23 protein-coding genes and 1 riboswitch are annotated in these 26,808 nt (G+C 68.8%); of the genes, 21 read left to right on the forward strand and 2 right to left on the reverse strand.

From position 1 onward, the window contains the following. The first annotated feature begins 1 nt into the window (after nucleotide 1). The 17 genes from RS83_RS12425 (at nucleotide 2) to argH (ending at nucleotide 20,727) form a co-directional block, all read left to right on the forward strand. Nucleotides 2-1,378: a sensor histidine kinase gene (locus tag RS83_RS12425; protein WP_045279804.1), complete on the forward strand. Its 1,377-nt coding sequence runs from the start codon at nucleotides 2-4 to the stop codon at nucleotides 1,376-1,378. Beyond that, nucleotides 1,375-2,337, forward strand: coding sequence for a TAXI family TRAP transporter solute-binding subunit (locus RS83_RS12430; RefSeq protein WP_045279805.1), 963 nt, complete (start codon nucleotides 1,375-1,377; stop codon nucleotides 2,335-2,337). Before RS83_RS12425 ends, RS83_RS12430 begins: the two co-directional genes overlap by 4 nt. Nucleotides 2,338-2,700: 363 nt before the next feature. After that, a complete protein-coding gene (locus RS83_RS12435) occupies nucleotides 2,701-3,450 on the forward strand; it encodes an amino acid ABC transporter ATP-binding protein (protein WP_419760984.1) in 750 nt (249 codons plus the stop codon). 55 nt (nucleotides 3,451-3,505) lie between these two features. After that, on the forward strand, nucleotides 3,506-4,423 hold the full coding sequence (locus RS83_RS12440; protein ID WP_045279806.1) for a glutamate ABC transporter substrate-binding protein: 918 nt from the start codon (nucleotides 3,506-3,508) through the stop codon (nucleotides 4,421-4,423). 81 nt (nucleotides 4,424-4,504) lie between these two features. Then, complete coding sequence (locus RS83_RS12445; protein WP_045279807.1) at nucleotides 4,505-5,152, forward strand: amino acid ABC transporter permease; 648 nt, start codon at nucleotides 4,505-4,507, stop codon at nucleotides 5,150-5,152. After that, nucleotides 5,149-6,060, forward strand: a complete 912-nt coding sequence (locus RS83_RS12450; protein WP_045279888.1) for an amino acid ABC transporter permease — start codon at nucleotides 5,149-5,151, stop codon at nucleotides 6,058-6,060. The genes RS83_RS12445 and RS83_RS12450 overlap by 4 nt, the downstream gene beginning before the upstream one ends. Before the next feature lie 42 nt (nucleotides 6,061-6,102). Beyond that, the gene (gene pheS / locus RS83_RS12455) at nucleotides 6,103-7,143 is read left to right on the forward strand and encodes a phenylalanine--tRNA ligase subunit alpha (protein WP_045279808.1); all 1,041 of its coding nucleotides are present in this window, start codon (nucleotides 6,103-6,105) and stop codon (nucleotides 7,141-7,143) included. Beyond that, complete coding sequence (gene pheT, locus RS83_RS12460; RefSeq protein WP_045279809.1) at nucleotides 7,143-9,641, forward strand: phenylalanine--tRNA ligase subunit beta; 2,499 nt, start codon at nucleotides 7,143-7,145, stop codon at nucleotides 9,639-9,641. The genes pheS and pheT overlap by 1 nt, the downstream gene beginning before the upstream one ends. A 120-nt stretch (nucleotides 9,642-9,761) precedes the next feature. Beyond that, complete coding sequence (locus RS83_RS12465) at nucleotides 9,762-10,724, forward strand: NAD-dependent epimerase/dehydratase family protein (protein ID WP_045279810.1); 963 nt, start codon at nucleotides 9,762-9,764, stop codon at nucleotides 10,722-10,724. Between the two features lie 37 nt (nucleotides 10,725-10,761). After that, nucleotides 10,762-10,855: riboswitch (TPP riboswitch) on the forward strand. After that, complete coding sequence (thiM, locus tag RS83_RS12470; RefSeq protein WP_045279811.1) at nucleotides 10,846-11,691, forward strand: hydroxyethylthiazole kinase; 846 nt, start codon at nucleotides 10,846-10,848, stop codon at nucleotides 11,689-11,691. Its footprint overlaps the riboswitch before it by 10 nt. Next, the gene (locus RS83_RS12475) at nucleotides 11,688-13,838 is read left to right on the forward strand and encodes a bifunctional hydroxymethylpyrimidine kinase/phosphomethylpyrimidine kinase (RefSeq protein WP_045279812.1); all 2,151 of its coding nucleotides are present in this window, start codon (nucleotides 11,688-11,690) and stop codon (nucleotides 13,836-13,838) included. Before thiM ends, RS83_RS12475 begins: the two co-directional genes overlap by 4 nt. Before the next feature lie 231 nt (nucleotides 13,839-14,069). Next, nucleotides 14,070-15,116: an N-acetyl-gamma-glutamyl-phosphate reductase gene (gene argC, locus RS83_RS12480; protein WP_045279813.1), complete on the forward strand. Its 1,047-nt coding sequence runs from the start codon at nucleotides 14,070-14,072 to the stop codon at nucleotides 15,114-15,116. Further along, entirely contained in the window at nucleotides 15,113-16,270 is a 1,158-nt protein-coding gene (gene argJ, locus RS83_RS12485) for a bifunctional glutamate N-acetyltransferase/amino-acid acetyltransferase ArgJ (protein ID WP_045279814.1), read from the forward strand. Before argC ends, argJ begins: the two co-directional genes overlap by 4 nt. Next, nucleotides 16,267-17,166, forward strand: a complete 900-nt coding sequence (gene argB, locus RS83_RS12490) for an acetylglutamate kinase (protein ID WP_045279815.1) — start codon at nucleotides 16,267-16,269, stop codon at nucleotides 17,164-17,166. Before argJ ends, argB begins: the two co-directional genes overlap by 4 nt. Further along, complete coding sequence (locus RS83_RS12495; RefSeq protein ID WP_045279816.1) at nucleotides 17,163-18,368, forward strand: acetylornithine transaminase; 1,206 nt, start codon at nucleotides 17,163-17,165, stop codon at nucleotides 18,366-18,368. The genes argB and RS83_RS12495 overlap by 4 nt, the downstream gene beginning before the upstream one ends. Next, nucleotides 18,365-19,297 carry an ornithine carbamoyltransferase gene (argF, locus tag RS83_RS12500; RefSeq protein WP_045279817.1) on the forward strand — a complete coding sequence of 311 codons (933 nt, stop codon included), beginning with the start codon at nucleotides 18,365-18,367 and terminating at the stop codon, nucleotides 19,295-19,297. The genes RS83_RS12495 and argF overlap by 4 nt, the downstream gene beginning before the upstream one ends. Next, on the forward strand, nucleotides 19,297-20,727 hold the full coding sequence (argH, locus tag RS83_RS12505) for an argininosuccinate lyase (protein WP_045279818.1): 1,431 nt from the start codon (nucleotides 19,297-19,299) through the stop codon (nucleotides 20,725-20,727). The genes argF and argH overlap by 1 nt, the downstream gene beginning before the upstream one ends. Before the next feature lie 10 nt (nucleotides 20,728-20,737). On the opposite strand, the gene RS83_RS12510 is transcribed toward argH, so the two are convergent. Further along, nucleotides 20,738-21,328, reverse strand: coding sequence for a DUF1349 domain-containing protein (locus RS83_RS12510; protein WP_045279819.1), 591 nt, complete (start codon nucleotides 21,326-21,328; stop codon nucleotides 20,738-20,740). Between the two features lie 59 nt (nucleotides 21,329-21,387). Between RS83_RS12510 and RS83_RS12515 the strand changes: the two genes are divergently transcribed. Genes RS83_RS12515 through RS83_RS12530 form a run of 4 tightly spaced genes read left to right on the forward strand, consistent with a single transcriptional unit; the run spans nucleotide 21,388 to nucleotide 25,002 of the window. Next, on the forward strand, nucleotides 21,388-22,032 hold the full coding sequence (locus tag RS83_RS12515; RefSeq protein WP_045279820.1) for a SatD family protein: 645 nt from the start codon (nucleotides 21,388-21,390) through the stop codon (nucleotides 22,030-22,032). Then, on the forward strand, nucleotides 22,029-22,793 hold the full coding sequence (locus RS83_RS12520) for a hypothetical protein (protein WP_045279821.1): 765 nt from the start codon (nucleotides 22,029-22,031) through the stop codon (nucleotides 22,791-22,793). The genes RS83_RS12515 and RS83_RS12520 overlap by 4 nt, the downstream gene beginning before the upstream one ends. 28 nt (nucleotides 22,794-22,821) lie before the next feature. Beyond that, nucleotides 22,822-24,123 carry a tyrosine--tRNA ligase gene (tyrS, locus tag RS83_RS12525; RefSeq protein WP_197072122.1) on the forward strand — a complete coding sequence of 434 codons (1,302 nt, stop codon included), beginning with the start codon at nucleotides 22,822-22,824 and terminating at the stop codon, nucleotides 24,121-24,123. Between the two features lie 60 nt (nucleotides 24,124-24,183). Beyond that, nucleotides 24,184-25,002, forward strand: a complete 819-nt coding sequence (locus RS83_RS12530) for a DUF4184 family protein (protein ID WP_045279823.1) — start codon at nucleotides 24,184-24,186, stop codon at nucleotides 25,000-25,002. Here RS83_RS12530 and RS83_RS12535 read toward each other — a convergent pair. Then, a complete protein-coding gene (locus RS83_RS12535; protein ID WP_230114066.1) occupies nucleotides 24,987-26,294 on the reverse strand; it encodes a CoA transferase in 1,308 nt (435 codons plus the stop codon). The genes RS83_RS12530 and RS83_RS12535 overlap by 16 nt on opposite strands. Between the last annotated feature and the right edge of the window lie 514 nt (nucleotides 26,295-26,808).

A 26,808-nucleotide genomic window follows, 5' to 3' on the forward strand; every position in this document is an offset into this window, starting at 1 on the left:
CATGCGCACCCGGCTCGTCATCGTCTTCCTGGTGCCGGTGATCGCGATCCTGCTCTCGCTGGCCGGCGCGACCGGGTGGAGTGCGGCGCGCAGCATCCAACAGGCGCTGTACACGGAGCAGCTCGGCGACCTCGGCTACTTCGTCAGCAGCGCACGGCAGGCATTGCGTTCGGGCAGCGAGACCGTGATCGAGGGGGAGGCGCAACGGTTCCAGGAGGTCTACGGGATAGACGTCACCGTGTTCGATCTCTCGGGTGGCGTGTGGGCGACCAGCGATCCCGGCCAGGAGGTACTGCCGGACGAGGACGCGCAGCGGGTGCGGCTGGCGCTGTCCGGAAGGCGGGCCGAGGCTCCGGATCCGCCCTTCCCCTGGATCATCTCGGATGCCGCGGCCGTGGAGCCCGTGTTCGATGACGGCGACGTGATCGGCGCCGTCATGATCACAGCCGATGTCGAGGCGCCCCGGGCGGAGATCTTCCGGCAGCTGCTGGTGCTGTCCGCCGTCGCTGTGGTGTCGATCGCGCTCGGTGTGCTGCTCGTCGTGCAGCTCGCGCGATGGGTGCTGTCTCCCGTGCGTCGCCTCGACGACGCGATGATCGCGATCGAACGCGGTGAGATGCATGCGCGCGTCGCGGAGGACACCGGCCCGCCGGAGCTGCGTCGCATGACCAGAGTGTTCAACGGCATGGCAGACGAGATCGAGCGCGTGCTCACACGGCAGCAGGAGTTCGCGATGAACGCGTCGCACGAGCTGCGGAACCCCTTGAACGCGCTGCTGCTCCGCGTCGAGCACCTCACCACCGGCCTCGGTCCCGAGTGGCAGGGCGATGTGGAGGAGACGCGCGAAGAGGGGCGGCGGATGGCGCGCATCCTCGAGACGCTGCTCGGGCTCGCTCGACGAGGTCGTGCCGATTCGATGTTCTCCGCCGTCGACCTCTCGGCGCTCGCCGCCGACCGCGTCGACGCCTGGCGCGACGTGGCCGCGCAGCGGGGGATCGGCTTCGAGCTGCCAGCAGAGGGCGCCGTGATGAGCGTGACCGATCGGACCATCGTGGAGAGCGCGCTCGACGCGGTGCTCGACAACGCGGTGAAGTTCTCGCCGGGCGCATCGACGATCGATGTCGGTGCGCGACGGGACGGCGAGGCGGGTGTGATCGAGGTCCGGGATCACGGACCTGGACTCCCGCCTGACCAGGTCGACTCGGCCACCGGCCGGTTCTGGCGGAGCGCTGACAGCGGAGACGTTCCGGGGACCGGGCTCGGGTTGGCCATCGCGACGGACCTGCTGACGTCGATCGGCGGCGAGCTCACGGTCTCCTCGCCGGACGACGGCGGTCTGCTGATCGCGCTGCGCCTGCCGGACGGAGCATCCGGATGAGCCGACTGCGCAGTCTCGTCCTCGCGCTCATCCTCGGCATCGCGATGGTGCTCGGGCTGAGTGCCTGCACCGCGAGGGCCGGCGAATGGACGGATCAGACCTACACGATCGCCGGCGGCGGCACGACCGGCGTGTACTCCGAATACGGGAGTCATCTCGCCGACGAGCTCTCGACCGCGCTCGGGGTCGATGTGGTCGGTGCGGAGACCAACGGCTCGGTCGACAACCTCCTGCGTGTCGCTGACGGTGACGCCCTGCTCGGCTTCGCGCAGGGCGATACCGCCGCGGATGCGGTGGCCGGTGTGGGCGCCTTCCATGAGCCGCTCCCGGTGCGGGCGGTCGCGCGACTCTACGACGAGTACCTGCACGTGGTCGTGCGCGCTGACTCGGCGGTCGAGAGCATCCCGCAGCTCGAGGGCAGAACCGTGTCGCTCGGCGCGGAGAACTCCGGCGTCAACGTCATCGCAGGGCGCGTGCTGGACGCCGCCGGTATCGACCGGTCCGCCGTGCGGGATGCCCAGCTCGACCTCAGCGACTCCATCGCCGCGATGGAGCGCGGAGAGATCGACGGGTTCTTCTGGGTCGGCGGTCTGCCGACGCCTGGCATCCGTGAGCTCGCGGAGCAACTCCCGGTGCGGCTGCTGCCGATCGAGCTGGAATGGGTGAACACCGTCAACGCGCGGTATTCGGATGCCTACCGTCCGGCGGATTTCCCCGCGGGCATCTACGGGCTCACCGACTCGACGCCGACGATGGCCGTGCCCAACTATCTCCTCGCCGCAGCATCGACGCCCGATGCGATGGTGCGCGATGTGCTCGAGGTGCTGTTCGACGCCCGCTCTCGGATGGGCAGCGAGGTGCCGGCGGTGGCCCTCCTCAACCGTCGGCAGGCCATCTTCACCGCGCCGGTGGAGCTGCATCCGGGCGCCGTCGAGTACTACCGCGACAGTCGGCGCTGAGGAACTGCACAGTCCCTCAAGAAATCCTCAAGAATTCTCCGTCGCCCTTCGGCCTCTGCCAATGTGATGTCGATCACGATCGATTCGATGGAGAATCCGGATGCCTTCGAGCTGGTGCCGCACTAACAGGCGAGGACGCTCTCCGTACCCCGATGACGTCGTGATCACCCCCGGAGGGGTGCTCATGGATCGACGTCGTCATGGGGACGGCGATGTCGTGCGAGGCGTCCCCACGGCTCGGCGGGGGCCGGCCGTGGGGTGCCGGCGCTTTGTCGTACCCACCGCACGGCACGGGCATTACGAACGTGTAAATCTCGCACAGATCGTGCACCATGTCGCTGACCGCGTGGCTAGTTTGGAGAAATGATGACCTCAGGTACTGAACTCGTCGTGGTGGAGAACGTCCAGAAGCACTACGGCGACTTCCAGGCGCTGACCGACATCGACCTCACCGTCAACTCGGGCGAGGTCGTGGTCGTGATCGGCCCGTCCGGCTCCGGCAAGTCGACGTTGTGTCGCACGATCAACCGGCTCGAGACGATCACGAGCGGCAGCATCCGCATCGATGGCAAGGAACTCCCTGCCGAGGGCAAGGGGCTCGCGAACCTCCGCGCCGATGTCGGCATGGTGTTCCAGTCGTTCAACCTCTTCGCACATCTCACGATCCTCGAGAACGTGACGCTCGGCCCCATCAAGGTGCGCGGCATGAAGAAGGCCGATGCCGAGAAGGAGGCGATGCAGCTGCTCGAGCGCGTCGGCGTGGCGCAGCAGGCATCCAAACTCCCGGCGCAGCTCTCCGGTGGACAGCAGCAGCGCGTGGCGATCGCCCGTGCGCTCGCGATGCAGCCGAAGGTGATGCTGTTCGATGAGCCGACCAGCGCCCTCGACCCCGAGATGATCAACGAGGTCCTCGACGTCATGGTCGGACTCGCGCACGAGGGCATGACGATGATCGTCGTCACCCACGAGATGGGCTTCGCCCGCAAGGCGGCAGACCGCGTCGTCTTCATGGCCGACGGAAAGATCGTGGAGGAGGCGACTCCTGAGGAGTTCTTCACGAACCCGAAGAGCGACCGCGCCAAGGACTTCCTCTCGAAGCTCCTCACGCACTGACGCTCACGCACCGACCACACAGACCCTGCACACACAGCACACGAAGGAGACGCACATGCGACGCACACGGACACTGGCAGGCATCGGGATCGCAGCGGTGGCGCTGCTCGCGCTGACCGCCTGCAACAGCGGCACGCCGTCCAGCACCGGAACCCCGGCGGGCGGCGACGAGGGTGACTCGTCCAGCAGCACGCCGTGGACCGTGCTGAAGGATGTCAGCATCGACGGCAGCCCGACGTTCGACCGGATCGAGTCATCCGGCACGATCAAGGTCGGGGTCAAGGAGGACCAGCCCGGACTCGGCTACCTCGACCCGGTGACGGGCGACCGCACCGGATTCGACGTCGACATCGCGCGCTGGATGGCGGCTTCGCTCGGCGTCGACCCGGAGAAGATCGAGTTCACGGCGATCGCCTCGGCGAACCGCGAGCAGGCCATCGTCAACGGTGACATCGACTACTACGTCGGTACCTACTCGATCACCGACAAGCGCAAGGAGCAGATCTCCTTCGCCGGCCCCTACTTCGTCACCGGCCAGGGCCTCCTCGTCGGCGCCGACAGCGACATCAAGAGCGTCGACGACCTGAGCGCCGAGACGACCGTCTGTTCCGCGACCGGCTCGACGCCGATCCAGAACATCAAGACGAACTACCCCGATGTGCCCACCAAGGAGTACGACACCTACTCGAAGTGCGTCGAGGACCTCAAGAACGGCCAGGTCGACGCCGTCACGACCGACGAGGCGATCCTCATCGGTTACGCGGCGCAGGACCCGGACAAGCTGAAGGTCGTCGGAGAGCCGTTCAGCGAGGAGCGCTACGGCATCGGACTCGCCAAGGGTGACGACGCGCTCGTCGAGTACTTCAACACGCAGCTGACCGACGGCGGCAAGATCTGGCAGCAGATCTTCGACAACAACCTCGGCGCCTCCGGCGTCAAGGCGACCCAGCCCGAGGTCGACCCGATCGGCTGATTCCAGCGGGGCGGTCGGCAACGTCGACCGCCCCGCTCATCGGCAGGGACCAACCGAGAACTCGAATCGACAGGAGCAGCAGTGGGAGTCATCACCGACCACCTCGACCTCTGGGGAGAGGCACTGTGGGGAACGATCGCCCTGTTCCTCGGCGGCGGCATCATCGCCCTCGTCCTCGGACTGATCGTCGGGGCCGCGCGCGTGTCGCCGGTTCCGATCGCTCGCGCCGTCGGCGGCGTGTACGTGAACTGGATCCGCAACACACCGTTGACCCTGGTCATGTTCTTCTTCGCGTTCTGTCTCCCGATCCTGTTGGGGGAGCGCATCAACTCCCTCCTGCTCGCCGTGATCGCCCTCGGCCTGTACACCGCGACCTACGTCGCGGAGGCCCTGCGTGCGGGCATCAACACGGTCCCGGTCGGACAGGCCGAGGCCGCGCGGGCGATCGGTCTCAATTTCGGACAGGTCATGCGCTATGTCGTCCTGCCGCAGGCGACGCGCTCCGTCGTCCCGCCGATGATGAGCGTGCTCATCGCCCTCATGAAGAACACCACGGTGGCGGCCGGCTTCTCGGTCGTCAACCTCGGCACCATCCGCGCAGCACTGAGCGAGCGCGGCGAGAACGCGCTCGTCGTCCTGCTGTGCGTCATGCCGCTATTCGTGGTGCTGGTGCTGCTGCTCGCCTGGGTGCAGCGAGTTCTCGAGAACAAGTGGAGGATCGCGCGATGAGTTCCGTCCTTTTCGACGTCCCCGGCCCCCGTGCCATCGCCCGCAACAGGCTCATCGGAGCCGCCACCGTCCTCGTCGTCCTCGCGGTGCTCGCCTGGGTCGTATGGCGGTTGTTCGCCACCGGCCAGTTCTCCGCGGAGAAGTGGAACATCTTCACGTTCTCGGCCGTCTGGGTCCGCTTCGGCGAGGGGCTGCTGGCCACGTTGGCCGCGTTCGCCGCTGCCGGGGTCGGGTCCATCGCCCTCGGCTTCCTCCTCGGTGTCGGCCGCCTGTCGGAGCACGCCTGGGTGCGTGAGCCCGTCCGGTGGATCATCGAGGTGCTGCGAGCGGTGCCAGTGCTCATCCTGATGATGCTGCTGTACTACGGCCTTCCCGTGATCGGCGTGAAGATGCCGCCGTATTGGGCTGTCGTGATCGCGCTGATCGTGTACAACGGCTCGGTGCTCGCCGAGGTCCTGCGAGCCGGCATCGAATCGCTCCCTCGCGGACAGAAGGAAGCCGGCTACGCGATCGGACTGCGCAAGACCGGGGTGATGTACTTCATCCTCATCCCGCAGGCGGTGCGGGCCATGATGCCGGTCATCATCGCGCAGCTCGTCGTGGCATTGAAGGACACCGCGCTCGGGTTCATCATCACGTACCAGGAACTCCTCTACGTCATCAACCAGATCGGCAACCAGGCGCCATACGGCTCGCCGCTGATCCCCGCGGCGATCGTCGGCGGATCGATGTACGTCGCCGTGTGCCTCCTGCTGTCCTACGTCGCGTACCGCTTGCAGCGTCGCGCCAAGCGCTCGCCGAAGGCGGGACCGGCGGTGCCGGATCCCCGTCAGCACGGAGGCGAGACGAACACGTCGCTCATCGTGCTGCAGAACGAGGGCGGTCCCGGCGGGGGAGCATCGCGCTGAGTCGCGAAAGCGACCCACGCGCCCCCGGTAGACTCGTCTCTCGTGTCTGAGTCTCCAGAGATCACCCCAGAAGCAGTCGAAGCGGCGGTCGCCGCAGCCCTCGACGCGATCGGCGCAGCAGCCGACACCGCCGAGCTGAAAGCGGCCCGCGCCGCGCACGTCGCGGAGGGTTCGCCGCTCGCGGTGCTCAACGCCTCGATGCGCCAGGTCGCCCCCGAGAACAAGGCCGCATTCGGCAAGCTCGTCGGCCAGGGGCGTGGCAAGGTCACGCAGGCGCTGGCGGCGAAGGAAGCGGAGCTCGCAGCGGCCGAGGTCGAAGCGCGCCTCGAGGCCGAGCGGATCGACATCACTGCGGTGCCGTCGCGCACGCGCGTCGGTGCACGGCATCCGCTCACCCTGCTGCAGGATCAGGTCTCCGACATCTTCGTCGGCATGGGGTGGGAGATCGCCGAGGGTCCTGAGCTCGAGCACGAGTGGTTCAACTTCGACGCGCTGAACTTCGACGTCGACCACCCTGCCCGCCAGGAGCAGGACACCTTCTACGTCGACCCGACCTCCCGTCACCTCGTGATGCGCACGCACACGAGCCCGGTGCAGGTGCGTTCGATGCTCGACCGCGAGGTGCCGATCTACGTGCTGTGCCCCGGCCGTGTCTACCGGACCGATGAGTTCGACGCCACGCACCTGCCGGTGTTCACGCAGTTCGAAGGTCTCGTGATCGACAAGGGCATCACGATGGCGCACCTCAAGGGCACCCTCGATCACTTCGCGAAGCAGCTCTTCGGCGCAGAGGCCAAGATGCGCTTCCGCACGAACTACTTCCCCTTCACCGAGCCGTCGGCCGAGCTCGACCTGTGGCACCCGACGTTCAAGGGCGGCGCGCGCTGGATCGAGTGGGGCGGCTGCGGCATGGTCAACCCGAATGTGCTGCGCGCGGCCGGGATCGACCCCGAGGTGTACAGCGGCTTCGCGTTCGGCATGGGCATCGAGCGGGGACTCATGTTCCGCAGCGATGTGCAGGACATGCGGGACATGGCCGAGGGCGATGTCCGATTCAGCGAGCAGTACGGGATGGTGGTGTGATGCGCGTTCCGCTTTCGTGGTTGCGTGAGTACGTCGATCTGGCAGCGGATGCCACGCCAGAGGACGTCCTCGCGGCGCTGGTGACCGTCGGCTTCGAAGAGGAGGACGTGCACCGCTTCGAGATCACGGGGCCCGTGGTCGTCGGACAGGTCGTCTCGCTCGAGCCAGAGCCGCAGTCGAACGGCAAGACCATCAACTGGTGCCAGGTCGACGTCGGCGAGGCGGAGCCGCGTGGCATCGTGTGCGGCGCGCACAACTTCGTCGTCGGTGACAAGGTCGTCGTGACCCTGCCGGGCGCCGTGCTGCCCGGTCCGTTCCCGATCGCCGCTCGCAAGACCTACGGTCATGTGTCAGACGGCATGATCGCCTCGGCCCGCGAGCTCGGCCTCGGCGACGAGCACAACGGCATCGTCGTGCTGTCCGACCTCGGCATCGACGCACCCGTCGGCACCGATGCGATCGCACTCCTCGGTCTCGACGACGTCGCGGTCGAGATCAACGTCACCCCCGACCGCGGATACGCGTTCTCGCTGCGTGGAGTGGCCCGAGAGTACTCGCACGCCACCGGTGCGACCTTCCGCGACCCGGCGGAGCGCGACTTCGCCGACCTGCAGCCGGGCAGCGGACACACCACGATCGTCGACGATGCGGCGCCCGTTCGCGGCCGTGTCGGTGCGAGCGAGTTCGTCACCCGCGTCGTGCGCGACGTCGACCCCTCGCGTCCCACGCCGCCGTGGATGATCGCGCGGCTCAGCCTCGCCGGCATGCGCTCACTCGGTGTCCTGATCGACATCACCAACTACGTCATGCTCGAGCTCGGCCAGCCGCTGCACGGCTACGACCTCGACAAGCTCGACGGCGGCATCACGGTTCGTCGTGCCATGCCGGGCGAGAAGATGACGACGCTCGACGGGCAGGAGCGCACGCTCCACGTCGAGGACCTGCTCATCACCGACGGCTCCGGCCCGATCGGTCTCGCCGGCGTGATGGGCGGCGGCACCACCGAGATGAGCGAGACGACGAAGAACGTGCTGATCGAGGCTGCGAGCTTCGACCCGACGACGATCGCCCGCACCGCCCGTCGGCACAAGCTGCCCAGCGAGGCGTCCAAGCGCTTCGAGCGCGGCGTCGATCCGCTGATCCCGTTCGTCGCAGCTCGTCGTGCTGCCGACCTGATGGTGGAGCTCGCCGGAGGCACGCTCACCGAGGAGGGCGGAGCGCTCTTCGCCGAGGTCTTCGTGGCCGAGATCGAGCTGCCGGCAGGATTCGTGGAGGGCCTGATCGGGGTCGACTACACCGACGACGAGATCACCGGTGCGCTGACGACGATCGGCGCCGAGGTCACCGCGTCGGATGCAGGCTGGGTCGTCATCCCGCCGACCTGGCGTCCCGACCTCACCGACAAATGGACGCTCGCCGAGGAGGTCGCCCGGATCCACGGACTCGACCGCATCCCGTCCGTGCTGCCGACGCCTCCCTCCGGACGCGGTCTGACCGCGTTGCAGCAGGGGCGCCGTCGGGTGTCGGATGCGCTTGCCGCCGCAGGCTTCGTCGAGACGCCGGCGTTCCCGTTCACGACCCAGGCGCAGAACGACCTGCACGGATCCGCGTCGGGCGAGACGCTCCCCGGCATCCGTCTGGCGAACCCGCTCGACGGCCAGGCGCCGTTCCTGCGTCGTTCGCTCGTTCCCGGACTGCTGCAGACCGCGCACCGCAACATCTCGCGCGGCCTCACCGATCTCGCGATCTTCGAGACCGGTGTCGTCTTCCTTCCCGAGCCCGGTGTCACCTACGGCACCGACGAGGTGCCGCCGCTCGGTGTGCGCCCGACGGACGAGACGCTCGCCGAGCTGAACGCCTCGATCCCGCCGCAGCACCGTCACGTGGCTGCACTGCTCACAGGGAACGCCGTCGCTCGCCAGCCCGGCCGGCCGGCCGAAGCAGCCGGTCTCACCGAGGCGCTGGATTCCGTGCGCGTGATCGCCGCGGCCGCTGGTGTCGAGATCGATGTCGCGCAGTCGCAGCGCGCCGCGCTGCACCCTGGCCGCACCGGCGTGCTCAGCGTGGGTTCCGTCGAGGTCGGCTACGTCGGCGAACTCCACCCCGTGGTCGCCGAGGCCGCCGACCTGCCGGGTCGCGCCGTCGTGCTGGAGCTCGATCTCGACCTGATCCTGTCGCTCGCGGGCAACCGGATCGTGGCGGAGTCGCTCTCGACGTTCCCCGCCGCGACGCAGGATGTGTCGCTCACCGTGCCGGCCGATATCCCCGCAGCCGACGTGCAGGCCGCCCTGGCCGAGGGCGCCGGCGCGCTGCTCGAGTCGGTTCGCCTGGTCGACGACTACCGCGGAGACGGCCTGACCGATGGGACGAAGAGCCTGACGTTCGCGCTGCGGTTCCGCGCTCCGGATCGCACGCTCACGGCCGCCGAAGCGACCGAGGCGAAGCTCGCCGGTGTGGCTGTCGCCGCCGAGCGTTTCGGCGCCGCACTCCGCGACTGACGCGGTCGCCGCTGTCGACACCGCCCTGCACCCCATTCCGGGATGCAGGGCGGTGTCGTTCTTCTCCGCTCTCAGCAGCGAGCGGTTCCGTTGCGCAGCGGATACTGGTGACATGGGGGCATGACGAAGGTACTGATCCTCGGCGGAACTGGGTGGCTCTCGGGGCGGATCGCCCGGAGGTGGGTGGATGCCGGAGCGGCGGTGACCTGCCTCGCGCGGGGAACGCGGCCCGTTCCCGACGGCGCGATGCTCGTGCAGGGCGACCGGGATCAGCCGGGTGCGTATGTCGACGTCGTCGGTGAGTGGGATGTGGTCGTCGACGTCTCCTCGCGGGAGGCGCACGTCGGCGACGCGGTCGATGCGCTGGGGCAGAGCGCAGAGCGCTGGGTCTTCGTCTCATCGATGTCGGTCTACGCCGATGACGCGACCGTCGGTGCGGACGAGTCAGCGCCGCTCCATGCGCCGGCGCGCCGAGGAGCCGAGTACGACTACGCAGCCGAGAAGGTCGCTGCGGAGAACCATGCGCGGCGGCTCGGGAATCGTGCGCTGATCGTCCGGCCAGGGCTCATCGTGGGCGACGGGGATCCGAGCGATCGGTTCGAGTACTGGGCCGCCGCGTTCGCTCGCGCCGATGACGGGCCTGTGCTCGTGCCACCGCGGGCGGACCGGTACTGCCAGGTGATCGATGTGGATGATCTCGCCGCATTCATCGTCGAGGCAGCCGTGACCGGCGTCGTCAATGCGATCGGCGATCGATACCCGCTGGCCGAGGTGCTGTCGAGCATCCGCGAAGCCGCCGGGCACACGGGCGCCGTGGTCGAAGCGGGGGAGCGTTGGCTGCTCGACCACGACGTCGAGTACTGGGCGGGGGAGCGTTCGCTGCCGTTGTGGCTCCCAGCGGAGATGACCGGCTTCATGACGCGCTTGAACGCGGCATATCTGCGCAGCGGAGGCGAGCTGCGCCCGATCGTCGAGACGATCTCCAGGGTGCTGGAAGACGAGCGGGTCCGTGGCATCCACCGCGAACGGCGCGCCGGCCTCACCCGGACGGACGAGCTCGCGCTGCTCGACGCGCTCGTCTGAGGCCCGGGCACAGCGGGATGTGTCGCTAGACTCGCGAGCGAGTGACACGGGGTGCCGCATCCGCGGCTGAGAACAGACCCGTCGAACCTGATCTAGTTCGTACTAGCGAAGGGATGTCGCAATGAGCGATCGTCTGCGTCCATCGTCCGATTCCACCGTGGCCGAGGCCGCCACGCTGTTGCAGGTGCTGCGCGGGACTCCGCCGCTCACGCACTGCATCACGAACGCGGTCGTCACCGGGTTCACCGCCAATGTGCTGCTCGCCGTCGGCGCCGCACCTGCCATGGTCGACATCTCCGGGGAGGCCGGACTGTTCGCCGGCGTCGCATCCGGCCTGCTCGTGAACCTCGGCACGCCGACGCCCGAGCAGCGGCTCGCGAGCCTCGAAGCAGCGCAGGGCGCAGGCGCAGCCGGTACCCCGTGGGTGCTCGACCCCGTCGCGATCGGCGCCCTGCCGATCCGAACCGCGCTCGCCCACGATCTGGCAGCACTGCGGCCGACGGCGATCCGCGGCAACGCCTCCGAGATCCTCGCGCTCGCCGGGCTCAGCGGCGGCGGGCGAGGCGTGGACGCCACAGACAGCACGGATGCCGCAGCCGATGCTGCCTTCGTGCTCGCCGAACGCCACGGCAGCGTGGTCGCCGTCTCGGGGCCGGTCGATCTGCTCACCGACGGCGAACGGGTGATCCGCATCGCCAACGGCGACCCGCTGCTGACGCTGGTCACCGGTGGCGGATGCGCGCTCGGCGCCGTCATGGCCGCCTTCCTCGGCGCTGCGCGCAGCACGCCGATCACCCCGCTCGATGCGGTGGCTGCGGCATCCCTCGTCTACACGGTCGCCGCCGAACGTGCCGCAGCCGTGTCATCAGGGCCTGGCAGCTTCGCCGTCGCGCTGCTCGATGCGCTCGCCGCAACGCAGCCGTCCGAGCTGGCCGCTGCCGCGCGCGTCGAGGAGTCGACCCGATGATCGCCGATCTCTCGCTCTGTCTCGTCACCGATCCTGCGCTGTGCGGCGACCGCGGTGTGGCCGAGACCGTCCGCCAGGCGGTCGACGGGGGAGTGCGCATCGTGCAGCTCCGCGACAAGCACGCGAGCGACGAGGAGATCGTCGCGCAGCTCCTCGACCTCTCGAGGGTGATCGACGGACGAGCGCTGCTCGTCGTCAACGACCGGCTGGATGCCGCGCTGATCGCACGCGAACGGGGAGCCCGTGTCGACGGTGTGCACCTCGGGCAGGGTGACGCCTCGGTGCGCCGCGCTCGCGAACTCCTCGGAGCGGACGCCCTGATCGGCCTCACGGCGAACAGCGGGGCGCACCTCGATGCCGTCCGAGCCCTGCCACCTGGCACCGTCGACTACCTCGGCGTCGGGGTCATCCGTCCGACCAGCACGAAGCCGGACCACCCGCCGGCACTCGGCATCGACGGCTTCCGCTCGTTCGTGGCCGCGAGTCCGCTGCCCTGCGTCGCGATCGGAGGCATCGGGATCGACGACACCGGGGCGCTTCGCGACGCGGGAGCGGCCGGACTGGCGGTCGTCTCGGCGCTCTGCGCGGCCGAGGACCCGCGAGCCGAAGCAGCCGCGTTCATCCGACGTTGGAGACGCAGCGGCATCCCCCGCGTGCTGAGCATCGCCGGCAGTGATCCCTCCGGTGGTGCGGGCATCCAGGCCGACCTGAAGTCGATCGCCGCGAACGGTGGGTGCGGCATGGCGGCGCTCACCGCGCTCACTGCGCAGAACACGCAGGGCGTGAGCGGCGTGCACGTGCCGCCGGTCGACTTCCTACGAGCGCAGCTCGACGCGCTCGCCGACGACATCGTGATCGACTCCGTGAAGATCGGGATGCTGGCGGATGCCGAGGTCGTGACGACGGTCGTCGCCTGGCTCGACCGGGTGCGTCCGCCGATCGTGGTCGTGGATCCCGTGATGATCGCCACCAGCGGCGACCGGCTGCTCGACCCGGCGGCGGAGGCCGCGCTGCACGCGTTGCTCACGCGTGCGCATCTGCTCACGCCCAACCTCGCGGAGCTCGCGGTACTGACAGGGCGTGACGTCGACGGATGGGACGACGCGCTGCTGGCGGCGGAGGAGCTCTCGTCGCGCACCGGTGCTGCCGTGCTCGTGAAGGGCGGGCATCTGCCAGGCGACCAGGCACCGGACGCGCTCATCGATGCCGCAGCGGGCGTGCGGCAGGAGTTCACCGGCGATCGCATCGTGACCGAGAACACGCACGGCACCGGCTGCTCGCTGTCGTCGGCGATCGCAACGCGGCTGGCGCACGGAGACGACGCGATCTCGGCCGTCGCCGCCTCGCGCAGTTGGCTGCGGGAGTCGCTGCGAGCGAGCGGGATGCTCCGGATCGGACGCGGACACGGACCGATCAACCACTTCGCCGGCCTGTGGGAGCGAGGTGGCGTGACGACGCGAACGAGCGCGGCGGAGATCGCTGCCGAGTGGTGGGACGCAATCGCCGCCACGAGGGCGGAGATCGATGCGCTCCCGTTCATCCGCGGGCTCGCCGGCGGCACCCTGTCCCGTGCGCCATTCCTGTTCTACCTTCAGCAGGACGCGCTGTATCTCCGCGAGTACGCCCGAGTGCTCGCCGAGGCCTCGCGGTCGGCACCGACCTCGGCGGAGCAGGCGTTCTGGGCGGACTCGGCCAACGGGGCCATCGTCGGCGAGCTCGAACTGCACGCCGCCTGGCTCGATCCGACGCGGGGCGTCACCGACGCGACGTTCGCCGCGCAGCCGGGGCCGGTGACGACGGCATACCTCGACCATCTGCGCTCGGTCGCGTTCGGCGGCGGATACGCCGAGCTCATCGCAGCGATTCTGCCGTGCTTCTGGTTGTACACCGACCTGGGGGAGCGGCTGCAAGCGGGGGAGTTCGGCGCGTACGCGCGGGATCCCGAGCATCCGTATGCGACCTGGCTCGCCACCTACGCCGATCCGGCGTTCTCCGCCGCCACGGCGCAGGCGGTCGACTACGTCACGCAGGCTGCTGCCGCCGCAGACGAGGCGACCAGGGCGCGGATGCGACGCGCTTTCGAGGCATCGAGCGCACTCGAGCGGGACTTCTTCCACGCGCCCTGGGGCCTGCACGACGCCGGGTGACGTCACGGATTTGCGGATGCCGCCGACGGCGCGCTATCGTCGCGACATGCCTTCGGCCGCATCCGCTTCCTCGACGCTCGTGCAGAGCGTCCTCGTGGTGCGCCGACGCCGGGCCGACCGCCGACTCTAGGCGACCCTGCCCTCCTGCCTGACGGCGGTCGAGTGCCGGCGTCGCCGCCTCGGCCATCCTCCTGAGCCCTGTCGACGGGGCCCGACCGTTAAGGTAGAACCATGACGTACACCGTCGCCGTTTCCGGCGCATCCGGCTATGCGGGCGGCGAGATCCTGCGCCTCCTCGCCGGTCATCCAGACATCGAGATCCGCACGGTCACCGCACACTCGAACGCAGGGCAGCCGCTGATCCAGCACCAGCCGCACCTCCGTTCGCTCGCCGGACTGACGCTGCAGGACACCACCCCGGAGATCCTCGCCGGTCACGACATCGTCTTCCTCGCACTCCCGCACGGCCAGTCGGGGCAGTACACCGACGCGCTCGGCTCGACGCCGCTCGTGATCGACGCTGGCGCCGACCACCGGCTGACCTCCGAGAGCGCGTGGGACGCGTTCTACGGTGGCGCGTTCCATGAGCCCTGGACCTACGGCGTGCCTGAGCTGCTCACCGGCGGGGTCAAACAGCGAGAGCACCTTCGTGGTGCCACCAGGATCGCGGCCCCCGGCTGCAACGCCTCGACGGTGAGCCTCAGCCTCGTGCCGGGCGTCGCGGCCGGCGTGATCGTCGCCGATGACATCGTCTCGGTGCTCGCCGTCGGACCGTCCGGTGCAGGGAAGAGCCTGAAGACCAATCTGCTCGCGAGCGAGATCCTCGGCAGCGCCAATCCCTACGCCGTCGGCGGCACGCACCGACACATCCCCGAGATCCGTCAGGCGCTGGCCGCGGCATCCGCATCCGACGACATCCGCATCTCCTTCACGCCCGTCCTCGTACCGATGTCCCGCGGAATCCTGGCCACATCGAGTGCGCCGATCGCCGATGGCGTCACCGATGCGCAGATCCGCGAGGCATGGGAGAGCGCCTATGCCGACGAGCCCTTCGTGCACCTGCTCCCCGAGGGCACCTTCCCGCGCACGGCTGACGTGCTCGGCGCCAACACCGCGCTGATCGGCCTCGCGATCGATCGGGCCGCGAACCGTGTCACGGTCGTCGCGGCCGTCGACAACCTCGTCAAGGGCACGGCAGGCGCCGCCATCCAATCCATGAACATCGCGCTCGGGATTCCCGAGGATCGCGCCCTCTCGATCAACGGAGTCGCACCATGAGCGTCACTGCCCCCGCAGGTTTCGAGGCGGCGGGAGTCGCGGCCGGCCTGAAGTCCACCGGTAAGCCCGACGTCGCTGTGGTCGTCAACCGCGGCCCCCGCAAGGTCGGTGCTGCGGTGTTCACGAGCAACCGCGCCAAGGCCAATCCGATCATCTGGTCGCAGCAGGCCGTCGCCGACCGGGTGGTCGAAGCCGTCGTGCTCAACTCGGGCGGGGCGAACTGCTTCACCGGCAGCTTCGGCTTCCAGACCACGCACCAGACCGCAGAGAAGGCGGCCGAGCTGCTCGGGATCAGTGCTGGAGATGTGCTCGTGTGTTCCACCGGGCTGATCGGCACCGGCGACGAGGTCTTCCGCGGCAAGGTGCTCGAGGGCACCGCACAGGCGATCGCCGAACTCAGCGCAGACGGCGGAGACGTGGCCGCGCAGGCGATCATGACCACCGACTCTGTGTCGAAGACGGCCGTGGTGCAGCGCGACGGCTGGTCGATCGGCGGCATGGCGAAGGGCGCGGGAATGCTGGCGCCCGGCCTCGCGACGATGCTCGTGGTCCTCACGACCGATGCCGACCTCGAACCGCTCGACGCGGATGCCGCGCTCCGTGCGGCGACCGGTCGCACGTTCGACCGGCTCGACTCCGACGGCTGCATGTCGACCAACGACCAGGTGACGCTGCTCGCCAACGGCGCGAGCGGGATCGCCCCCGATCTCGAGGAGTTCACGGCTGCGCTGATCGAGCTCTCTCAGGCCCTTGCGGTCAAGCTGCAGGGCGACGCCGAGGGTGCCAGCCACGACATCACGATCGAGGTCCGCGGCGCGGCATCCGAGCAGGATGCAGTCGAGGTCGGCCGCTCCGTGGCCAGGAACAACCTCTTCAAGGCCGCGATCTTCGGCAACGACCCGAACTGGGGTCGAGTGCTCGCGGCGATCGGCACCACCGGAGCCCGCTTCGATCCGTACGACGTCGATGTGTGGATGAACGGCGTGCGCGTGTGCACGGCCGGCGGACCGGATCGTCCCCGCGAGGAGGTCGACCTCGCACCGCGTGCGACGCACCTCGTGATCGACCTGCGGGTCGGCGATGACACGGCGACGATCCTGACGAACGACCTCACCCACGACTACGTGCACGAGAACAGCGCGTACGCATCATGACCGACATCCAGGACACGCCGGCCGAGGTCGCGGCGCAGAAGGCCACCACACTCATCGAGTCGCTGCCGTGGCTGCGGAAGTTCCGCGATCAGATCGTGGTCATCAAGTACGGCGGCAACGCCATGGTCTCCGAGGAGCTGCAGGACGCGTTCGCGCAGGACATCGCGTACCTGCGTTACGTCGGCGTGCAGCCAGTCGTCGTGCACGGCGGCGGACCGCAGATCTCAGACATGCTGCAGCGCCTCGACATCCCCAGCGAGTTCAAGGGCGGCTACCGGGTCACGAACACCGAGGCGATCAGCGTCGTGCGGATGGTGCTCACCGGCCAGGTGAACCCGCAGCTCGTCACGAAGATCAACTCGCACGGACCCATCGCCACAGGCCTGAGCGGTGAGGACGCCGGTCTGTTCGGCGGGCGCCGCCGCGGTGTGATGATCGACGGCGAAGAGGTCGATCTTGGGCGCGTCGGCGATGTCGTCGAGGTCGATCCGACCCCGGTGCTCGATCACCTGGCCGCCGGACGCATCCCGGTCGTCTCCAGCATCGCGCCGGACCTCGACCACCCTGGTCACTCGCTCAACGTGAACGCGGATGCTGCGGCATCCGCGCTCGCCGTGGCACTGAACGCCCGCAAACTCGTGATCCTCACCGACGTGCCCGGACTCTACGCCGACTGGCCGAACCGCGACTCGCTGGTCTCGCACCTCACCTCGACGGCGCTCATCGAGATGCTGCCGAAGCTCGAGACGGGCATGATCCCGAAGATGCGCGCTTGTCTTGACGCGGTCGAGGGCGGCGTGGATGCTGCCGCGATCATCGACGGACGCGTGCCGCACTCGGTGCTCGTCGAACTCTTCACCAACAAAGGAATCGGAACGGAAGTGGTGGCAGGATGACCATCTGGCAGGACGACGCAGGCCGCGATCTGGTGCTCAACGCGGGGCCGCGCCTCGCGCTGATCACCCGCGGCGAGGGCTCCTACCTCTGGGATTCCGAGGGGCGACGCCACCTGGACTTCCTGGCCGGCATCGCCGTCACTTCGCTCGGTCACGCGCACCCGGTGTTCGTCGAGGCGGTCTCCCGTCAGGCAGCCACGCTCTCGCACGTGTCGAACTACTTCGCGACGCCCCCGCAGCTCGCGCTCGCTGCTCGCCTGAAGCGCCTCGCCGGTGCCGGGGTCGGTGGCCGGGTGTACTTCTCCAACTCGGGCGCGGAAGCGAATGAGGCCGCGTTCAAGCTCGCCCGCCTGCACGGAGGCACCGAGCGCCCCCGCATCCTGGCGCTCGAGAACGGCTTCCACGGCCGCACGATGGGCTCGCTCGCACTGACAGCCAAGGCGGCCATGCGTGCGCCGTTCGAACCGATGCCCGGCGGGGTCGAGCACCTCCCTGCGACGATCGAGGCGCTCGAGGCCGCGATCGACGACCGTGTCGCGGCAGTGATCGTCGAGCCCATCCAGGGCGAAGCCGGCGTGGTCGAGCTTCCGGAGGGCTACCTGGCCGCTGCGCGGTCGCTCACCCTGAAGCACGGCGCGCTGCTCATCGTGGACGAGATCCAGACCGGCGCCGGCCGCACCGGCGAGTGGTTCGGATTCAGCCACGAGGGCATCACGCCGGACGCGATCACGCTCGCCAAGGGCATCGGTGGCGGATTCCCGATCGGCGCGCTCGTCACGTACGGCGACGCCAGCGATCTGTTCACGCCGGGCTCGCACGGCTCGACCTTCGGGGGCAACCCGCTCGCGACGGCCGTCGCCGATGCGGTGCTCACCGAGATCGAGAACGCCGGACTGGTCGAGAACGCTGCGCGTCGCGGCGCCGAGCTGCGTGACATCCTGCTCGACATCGGCTCTCCCCTCATCACCGCAGTGCGCGGACGCGGTCTTCTCATCGGCGTCGCACTCGCAGAGCCCGTCGCCGGCGAGGTCGTCGCCGCAGCGCAGGAACGCGGCCTCATCGTGAACGCGGCGAATCCCGACACGGTGCGGATCGCACCGGCTCTCACCATCGGCGACGCCGAGCTGGCCGAGTTCCGTGAGCTGTTCACGGCTGCACTCGCCGACGTCCAGGCATCCCTCCCCGGAAAGGTTTCCGCATGACCACCCGCCACCTTCTGCGTGACGACGACCTGAGCCCCGCCGAGCAGGCGGAGATCATCGACCTCGCGCTCGAGCTGAAGAAGGACCGCTGGGCCAACAAGAGCCTGGCCGGACCCCAGACCGTCGCAGTGATCTTCGACAAGTCGTCGACCCGCACGCGCGTCTCGTTCGCGGTGGGCATCGCCGACCTCGGCGGCACGCCGCTCATCATCTCGACTGCGAACAGTCAGCTCGGCGGCAAGGAGACTCCCTCTGATACCGCTCGCGTGCTCGAGCGCCAGGTCGCGGCGATCGTCTGGCGCACCTACGCCCAGTCGGGACTCGAGGAGATGGCTGCCGGCACCCGGGTGCCGGTGATCAACGCACTCTCCGACGATTTCCACCCCTGCCAGCTGCTCGCCGACCTGCTCACGATCCGTGAGCACAAGGGCGAGCTGAAGGGCCTCACGTTGACGTTCTTCGGTGACGGTCAGAGCAACATGGCGCACTCGTATGCGCTCGCCTGCGTCACCGCCGGCATGCACGTGCGCATCGCGTCGCCTGCCGACTATGCGCCACGCGCCGATGTGATCGAGGCGGCCGACCGTCGTGCGGCCGAGACCGGTGGTTCGATCACGCTCTACACCGACCCGGTCGAGGCCGCGGCTGGTGCCGACGTCGTCGTCACCGACACGTGGGTGTCGATGGGCAAGGAAGAGGAGAAGCTCGCGCGGATCCGCGACCTCGGCGGCTACAAGGTGACGCCCGAGACCATGGCGCTGGCCGACTCCGAGGCGATCTTCATCCACTGCCTCCCCGCCGACCGCGGCTACGAGGTCGACTCCACGGTCATCGACGGCCCGCAGAGCGTGGTCTGGGACGAGGCGGAGAACCGTCTGCATGCCCAGAAGGCGCTGCTCGTCTGGCTGCTCGGCAAGAAGGACGCGTGATGACCTCGGACAAGCACGAAGGCACGAACGAGGGAGCGCTCTGGGGCGCTCGGTTCGCGACAGGACCGTCGCCGGAGCTCGTCGAGCTGAGCCGATCGACGCATTTCGACTGGATCCTCGCGCCGTATGACATCGCCGGCTCGCACGCGCACGCCACCGCACTGGCCGCTGCCGGCTACCTCGAGCCGGACGAGGCCGAGCAGATGCACGCCGGACTCGACGCCGTTGCCCGCAAGGTCGCCGACGGCACGCTGCTGCCGCAGCCCAGCGATGAAGACGTGCACGGTGCACTCGAGCAGGCGCTGATCGCCGAACTCGGTCCCGAGTTGGGCGGACGCCTGCGCGCCGGTCGCAGCCGCAACGATCAGATCGCGACGCTCGTGCGGATGTACCTCATCGACCACGCGCGTGTGATCGCGCGCGACATCCTCCGCGTCATCGACGCCCTGGTCGCGCAGGCCGAGGCGCACCCCGAGGCGATCCTCCCCGGACGCACGCACCTGCAGCATGCGCAGCCGGTGCTGCTCGCCCACCACCTGCAGGCACACGGCTGGCCGCTGGTGCGCGAGCTCGAACGACTCGTCGACTGGCGACGCCGCGCCGGTGTCTCGCCATACGGCGGGGGAGCGCTGGCCGGTTCCACGCTCGGCCTCGACCCCGCGCTCGTCGCATCGGAGCTGGGCCTCGACCGCCCGGCGGAGAACTCGCTCGACGGCACCGCCGCCCGGGACGTGGTGGCCGAGTTCGCCTTCATCACCGCGATGACCGGCGTCGACCTCTCGCGTCTGTCGGAGGAGATCATCCTCTGGAACACGCGAGAATTCGGCTTCGTCACCCTCGACGACGGGTACTCGACCGGGTCGAGCATCATGCCGCAGAAGAAGAACCCCGACATCGCCGAGCTCGCCCGCGGCAAGTCCGGTCGTCTGATCGGCAACCTGTCCGGACTCATGGCGACGCTCAAGGGACTCCCGCTCGCGTACAACCGCGACCTGCAGGAGGACAAGGAGCCGGTGTTCGACTCGGTGCAGACGCTCGAGGTGGTGCTTCCGGCGTTCGCCGGCATGATCGCGACGCTGCGGTTCGACACCGCGCGGATGGCGTCGCTCGCGCCCGAGGGCTTCTCGCTCGCGACCGATGTGGCCGAGTGGCTCGTGAAGCGCCGGGTGCCGTTCCGGGATGCGCACGAGATCTCGGGCGCGCTGGTCCGGGCCTGCGAAGAGCAGGGCATCGGTCTGGAGGATGCTTCGGACGAGCTGCTGCTCTCGGTCTCGGCCCATCTGGTGCCCGAGGTGCGCGAGGTGCTGACGATCGAGGGATCGGTGGCATCGCGAACCGGCGCCGGCGGCACCGCTCCGGTGCGCGTGGCTGAGCAGCGGGCCGAGCTCGTGGCACGAGCCCAGGCCGCCGCTCACGCCCTCGGGTTGTAGAGCGCGCCCGTCAGTGCAGGTCGACGTCGGCTGCTGAGCGTGCCCAGCGCGTGAAGCGGACGGTGAATCCGGCGTGAGTGGGGGCTGCGAGGAACGGGCCGGCGGATGCCGCCACCGCACCGTCGAACGGTGCGACCCTGACCAGCCGCCACTCGCCCTCGTCTGCCCGCGCGCGGATGATGAGCGCATCAGCCCACCGGCTGATGCGCACGGTGATCTCGCTCTCGAGCCATTCGTCGACGTAGCCGACCGACCAGTCGGAGCGCACGGCTGTGACGACCGCGCCGAGGCCGAGGTGTCCGTCGGCGAACTCGATGCCGCTCTTCACCCAGTGCTCGTGGTCGGCGCGTACGAAGATGCCGGCCTGGTCGAACTGATCGTCCCACGGGGCACGGAACGACACCTCCATCGCCTCGCCGACGGCGAGCGGGGAGAGCAGCGCGTGCTCGGTGTCGTGCACGAAACCGTACGCGGTGTGCCGCCAGGCGTCGCTGCCTTCGACGGCAGTGACGTCGAGGTGGTGCTCGGCCGTCTCGGTGGTGTGGTGCGGGTCGGTGGTCCAGGTGCCCTGGGTCCAGGAGATGATGTCTGATTCAGGCATAATCCCGAACTATAACCAAATAAGGCATGAAACGGAAGTATTCGTGTTACGGTTATGTCATGGTCGTCGCCGTGATCGCAGATATCGTGGGCTCCCGCAAGCTCGACGATCGCACCGCAGCGCAGGGGATCCTCGATGAGACGATCGCACGGGTCGAGGCCGATCGCCCGCTCGCCACGCAACCGCTCACTCCGACCGTCGGGGACGAGCAGCAGGGCGTCTACAGCACCATCGAGGATGCCGTCACCGCGCTGCTCATGATCCAGCTGGCGCTTCCGGACGGGCTCTCCTTCCGCTTCGGCATCGGTGTGGGGGCGATCAGAGCGGTCGACTCCGCCCACGGCGCGCTGACCGACGGACCGGGGTGGTGGGCGGCCCGTTCTGCGATCGAGACGGTGCACGCTCGCGAAGGCCGCGCCGTGCCGCGCACCCGCACGTGGATTGTCGGAGCCCCCGGGCAGGATGAGGTCATGCCGACCGCCATCGCCATCACCAACGCGTACCTGCTGGTGCGTGATGAGCTGGTCGGCGCGATGAGCACACGTGAACGACGCCTCACCTACGGACGACTCATCGGTCGCTCGCAGGGCGAGCTCGCCGAGCAGGAGGGCATCACGCAGCCGAGCGTCTCGAAGTCCTTGCGCAGCGCGGGCGCTGCAGCGCTGATCGAGGGGCTGTCGTCGATCCGAGGGGAAGCGTCATGATCGTCGCAGGGTTCATCCTTCTCGCCGTCGGCGCGGCCGACCTCGTGCGTCAATTCGCACCGATCCGCTGGATCGGCTATCTCGCGACAGCCGTGCTCCTGCTGCTGCTCGGCAGCGTCAGCGACGCCGTTCTGCCGATGATCGCAGCGCTCCTCGCGGGTGTCGCGTGGGTGTGGTGCATGCCCGACGGGCGTCCGTCGCCCGCCGGTTTCTGGCCTGCCGTCCTGCTCGCCCTCATCAGCGTCGGCGCGGTCATCTGGATCGGAGACCGGGGGAGCGCGGGCCTGATCGGCGAAGTGTGGCAGCTCCGCTCGCCGTTCGGAGAAGTCTCCTTCGACCTCGCCATCCTGACGCTCGGTCTCACCGCCTTCCTCCTCGAGTCCGCCAACCTGGTGGTCCGCGCCGCCCTCGACGGTGAGCACACCTGGCGCCCGATCGAGAGTGCAGAATCCGCGCCCGAAGCAGCCGCGCCCGAAGCGGCCCCGACTGAAGCCGACCCGGCCCGTGATCGCCGCGACGCCTTTCAGGGCGGTCGCCTGATCGGTCCACTCGAGCGGATGCTGGTGCTCATCCTCACGCTCGCCGCCGCGTACCCGATCCTGGCCGCGATGCTGGCGGCGAAGGGCATCGTGCGCTTCCCGGAGATCTCGCGGGACGGCGAGACCGGAGCGCGCGCCGAATACTTCCTGGTCGGCAGCCTGGTGAGCTGGGTCATCGCACTCGGAGCCGCCTTCCTCGTCTGGTGGTCGGCGCACAGCTGAGTCGCCCCACGCTGATAGCCTGGAGCGCGTGTCTGAATCCGCTCTGACGACTGCCGCGCCGGCGATCGATCCCACGTTCGAGAACGTCTGGGATGAACTGCTGTGGCGCGGCCTCGTCCACGTGTCCACCGACCAGGAGGCGTTGCGCGCCCTTCTCGCCGGAGACCCGATCACGTATTACTGCGGCTTCGATCCGACAGCACCGAGCCTGCACCTGGGCAACCTCGTGCAGCTGCTCACCATGCGTCGTCTCCAGCTCGCCGGACACAAGCCGCTCGGGCTCGTCGGCGGATCGACCGGACTCATCGGTGACCCGCGGCCGACGGCCGAGCGCACGCTGAACACGCGCGAGACCGTCGCGGAATGGGTCGATCGGCTGCGCGCTCAGGTCGAGCGCTACCTGAGCTTCGACGGCGACAACGCCGCGCGCATGGTGAACAACCTCGACTGGACGGCGCCGATGTCGGCGATCGACTTCCTGCGCGAGATCGGCAAGCACTACCGCGTCGGCACGATGCTCAAGAAGGATGCCGTCGCTGCGCGATTGAACTCCGACGAGGGCATCAGCTACACCGAGTTCAGCTACCAGATCCTGCAGGGCATGGACTACCTCGAGCTGTACCGCCAGTACGGCTGCGTGCTGCAGACCGGTGGGTCCGACCAGTGGGGCAACCTCACCAGCGGCACCGATCTCATCCGTCGTGCAGAGGGGGTGGCCGCGCATGCGATCGGCACCCCGCTGATCACGAACAGCGACGGCACGAAGTTCGGCAAGAGCGAGGGCAACGCGATCTGGCTCGACGCCGAGATGTGCAGTCCGTACCGGATGTACCAGTTCTGGCTGAGCACCACCGACTCCGATGTGATCGACCGTCTCAAGGTGTTCACGTTCCTGAGCCGCGCCGAGATCGACGAGTACGCGGCGCTGGTCGAGGCCGAGCCCTTCCGGCGCGCGGCGCAGAAGCGGCTCGCACTCGAGGTGACGGCGACCGTGCACGGCCGCGATGCGACGGCTGCGGTGATCGCGGCATCCGACGCGCTGTTCGGGCAGGGTGATCTGACCGCGCTCGACGCGGCGACGCTGCGGAGCGCGCTCGACGAACTGCCGAACACGACGGTGGCCGCGGGCACTCCGGTGGTCGAGGCACTCGTCGCGACCGGACTCGTGTCGAGTCTCGGCGAGGCACGGCGAGCGATCGGGCAGGGTGGCGTCTCGCTCGACGGCGAACGCGTCGACGACGAGTCGGCGACCGTGCAGGGTGGGCTTCCGGGCGGGGTCTCCGTGCTCCGTCGTGGCAAGAAGACCCTCGCCGGCGTCTTCATCGCCTGAGCACCCGTCCTGATCCACCGGACCCGAGCGCTGCAGCGCGCTGACCACTGAGGAGAGCGGATGCCGTTCACTCCGAGTCATGCGATCGTGGCACTCCCGTTCGTGCGCACGCCGTTGGTGCCGGCGGCGATCGCGATCGGCGCGATGACGCCCGACCTGCCGTTGTTCCTCCGCGGCGTCGGGGTGAACTACTCGTTCACCCACACCTTCGGGAACATCCTCTGGACGGCGCTGCTCGCATTCGTGCTGTTCCTCGTCTGGCGGGTGGTGCTGCGCCCCGCCGTCGGAGAGCTGTCACCGGCGTGGTTGGCCCGGCGTCTGCCCGAGGACTGGTCGACCCGTGGCATCGTCGCGGCCGGCGAGGCTGTCGGTGTCGGACTGCGGCGCCCGTTCTTTCCGGTGTTGCTGGCGCTGTCGCTGATCCTCGGCGTGATCTCGCACATTCTCTGGGACCTCTTCACGCACGACGGACGGTGGGGCGTGAGCCTGTTCCCGGCGCTCGATGCGATGTGGGGACCGCTCCAGGGGTTCAAGTGGTTGCAGCACGGATCGAGTGTGCTGGGTCTGGTCGGCATCGGCATCTGGGCGCTGCTCAGACTCCGTTCCGTCGAGCCTCGCGCGACGTTCGTGCAGCGGCTGCCGGGCTGGGTCCGTATCGGATGGTGGCTGTCGTTGCCGGTGATCCTGCTCGCCGCTGTGGTGCTCGGCTACGCGATGTACGGCCCGTTCACTTCGGCGTTCACGGTGCAGCATCTCGCCTATCGGGTGCTGCCGGGCGCGTGCGGACTGTGGGGAGCGATCACCGTGCTGCTCTGCCTCGGCCTGTCACTGACCGGTCGCACCAACGGGCCAGCTGAGCGCATTCACCAGGCGGGCTGATCCGATCCCCACGGGTGGGGCGCTGCGAAGTCGCCGCCCGGAACCGCGGATCGGGCGGTGATCAGCTCGACCCCGTCGACGTCGAATCGCTGCAGGTGCGGGGACGGATCGACATCGGGCTCGCTGGCCGCTTCGGCACGTCGAGGCATTCCGAGGAGTTCCGCGGCGACTCGGCGCAGCGAGGTGCGAACCAGCCAGGAGCCGCCTTCCGCTGCGCGGCGCTCGACGAGTGCCGAGATCGCTGCGGCCAGGAGGTACCCGGCGCTGTGGTCCAGGGCCTGCGCCGGGAGAGCGCCCGGTCCTTCGCCGTCCGGTGACTCGATGAGCGCGATTCCCGACTCGGCCTGCACGAGGCTGTCGAAACCGGCACGATCCGGGTGATCGATGCCCCAGGCGCTGAGCTGCGCCACGATCAGATCAGGGTGCCGCTCGATGAGCGCCGCAGGGGACAGCCCGAGCCGAGCGAGCGACGCCGGCCGATAGCCGAGGACGACCACGTCGGCCCTGGAGAGCAGCTCGGAGAACTCGGGGGAGCGAGCGTCGAGCCGCGCCGACCGTTTGCCGTGGCCGGTGTCGAGATGCTGCCACTCCGGTTCGGCGAGCTCAGGAGGATCGATCCGCAGCACATCCGCGCCGAGCAGCGCCAACGTGCGTGTGCCGACCGGCCCCGCGATCACCCGTGTGAGATCGAGGACGCGGATGCCGGCCAGCGGCGCGGCCGCGATTGAGGCGGTCCGTGCGGGGGAGCGCGGAGCATCGCCGAGACGGCGGATCTCGATGAGCGGCGTCTCGCGGAGTGCGGCATCGACTTCCGGGCGTTCTGGGGAGACGTGCACGGCGAGCCCACCGGATGCGCCGATCGCCGTGACCGCATCTGTCGCTGTCATGGCCGCGAGGGCATCCGTCACTGTGCTGGCATCGGCAGTGTCGTCGAGACGTAGTCCGGCGCGCAGCCGTGCAGCATGGTGCGGGTAGTTCCCGTGTGTCCGAATCCATCCGTCGGCGGTGCGCCAGAATCCGGAGAAGGGCGACCAGACCGATGGTGCAGCGCCGTCGAGCGTGAGGAAGCGGTCACTCCGGTATGCAGTGGCGATGCGGTCGCTGTCGATGGATGCGGCATCGCGATGAGCCGTGAGCGTGGCCGCGCCCACACTCGCCCACGCGAGATCTCCCGTGGCGAGGCGCGAGGGGAGTGGCACCGATGATGCGGGAGTCGGGATGTCGACCATTCGCGAGGCGAGGCCGAGCTCGGTGAAGATGCGGCCGAGGAGTGCGGAAGCGGGGGATGTCATCGGAGCCCGCCGCCGTCGGTGCTGGGGGTGGAATCGGGAGACGTGACCATGGCGCGATCGTACTCCTGGCGGTGATCACAGGAGAAAACCGGGGCTGACCCGGCCGAAAGCTGTGCGAGGCGGGCGGCGACACGCCCGGGGGGTAGGCCTCGATTTGCCAGAACCCCGGAACCCACGTAACTTATTACTTGTTCGCCCCACAGGGAAGCGGAGAGGCCGAGAGCTTCACCCCCCTCAAGCGGAGAACCACCTCCTTCATCTTCACTCGGTTGAGTGTTCGGATCTTCGGGTCTAAGATGGGAGTTTCCACCTCTTCTGCGGTCTTTCGGCTGTGTCTCCGGGTTCTTGATCCGGTCGGCGCCGATTTGACAAAGCGCAGGAGGTGGGTAAGATTGAGAAGTTGCCCTGCGGGCCTGGTTGTGATGACTGGGTCGTGGGAGCGTCCGATCCTTGAGAACTCAACAGCGTGCACTTGTCAAATGCCAAATTATCCTCGTCTCCACTTCGGTGGGGG

Origin of the sequence: Microbacterium oxydans, from assembly GCF_000956525.1 — a bacterium.
Classification (GTDB): Bacteria; Actinomycetota; Actinomycetes; order Actinomycetales; family Microbacteriaceae; genus Microbacterium; species Microbacterium oxydans_A.

Bases quoted from the DNA above. Each gene is read 5' to 3' on its own strand.
- pheT (WP_045279809.1), top strand. From the start codon at position 7,143: ATGCGCGTTCCGCTTTCGTGGTTGCGTGAGTACGTCGATCTGGCAGCG.
- RS83_RS12475 (WP_045279812.1), top strand. From the start codon at position 11,688: ATGATCGCCGATCTCTCGCTCTGTCTCGTCACCGATCCTGCGCTGTGC.
- RS83_RS12530 (WP_045279823.1), top strand. From the start codon at position 24,184: ATGCCGTTCACTCCGAGTCATGCGATCGTGGCACTCCCGTTCGTGCGC.
- RS83_RS12515 (WP_045279820.1), top strand. From the start codon at position 21,388: ATGGTCGTCGCCGTGATCGCAGATATCGTGGGCTCCCGCAAGCTCGAC.
- argF (WP_045279817.1), top strand. From the start codon at position 18,365: ATGACCACCCGCCACCTTCTGCGTGACGACGACCTGAGCCCCGCCGAG.
- argH (WP_045279818.1), top strand. From the start codon at position 19,297: ATGACCTCGGACAAGCACGAAGGCACGAACGAGGGAGCGCTCTGGGGC.
- RS83_RS12430 (WP_045279805.1), top strand. From the start codon at position 1,375: ATGAGCCGACTGCGCAGTCTCGTCCTCGCGCTCATCCTCGGCATCGCG.
- argJ (WP_045279814.1), top strand. From the start codon at position 15,113: ATGAGCGTCACTGCCCCCGCAGGTTTCGAGGCGGCGGGAGTCGCGGCC.
- RS83_RS12495 (WP_045279816.1), top strand. From the start codon at position 17,163: ATGACCATCTGGCAGGACGACGCAGGCCGCGATCTGGTGCTCAACGCG.
- thiM (WP_045279811.1), top strand. From the start codon at position 10,846: ATGAGCGATCGTCTGCGTCCATCGTCCGATTCCACCGTGGCCGAGGCC.
- argB (WP_045279815.1), top strand. From the start codon at position 16,267: ATGACCGACATCCAGGACACGCCGGCCGAGGTCGCGGCGCAGAAGGCC.
- RS83_RS12450 (WP_045279888.1), top strand. From the start codon at position 5,149: ATGAGTTCCGTCCTTTTCGACGTCCCCGGCCCCCGTGCCATCGCCCGC.
- RS83_RS12440 (WP_045279806.1), top strand. From the start codon at position 3,506: ATGCGACGCACACGGACACTGGCAGGCATCGGGATCGCAGCGGTGGCG.
- RS83_RS12535 (WP_230114066.1), bottom strand. From the start codon at position 26,294: ATGACATCCCCCGCTTCCGCACTCCTCGGCCGCATCTTCACCGAGCTC.
- RS83_RS12510 (WP_045279819.1), bottom strand. From the start codon at position 21,328: ATGCCTGAATCAGACATCATCTCCTGGACCCAGGGCACCTGGACCACC.
- RS83_RS12435 (WP_419760984.1), top strand. From the start codon at position 2,701: ATGATGACCTCAGGTACTGAACTCGTCGTGGTGGAGAACGTCCAGAAG.
- RS83_RS12465 (WP_045279810.1), top strand. From the start codon at position 9,762: ATGACGAAGGTACTGATCCTCGGCGGAACTGGGTGGCTCTCGGGGCGG.
- argC (WP_045279813.1), top strand. From the start codon at position 14,070: ATGACGTACACCGTCGCCGTTTCCGGCGCATCCGGCTATGCGGGCGGC.
- RS83_RS12425 (WP_045279804.1), top strand. From the start codon at position 2: ATGCGCACCCGGCTCGTCATCGTCTTCCTGGTGCCGGTGATCGCGATC.
- RS83_RS12520 (WP_045279821.1), top strand. From the start codon at position 22,029: ATGATCGTCGCAGGGTTCATCCTTCTCGCCGTCGGCGCGGCCGACCTC.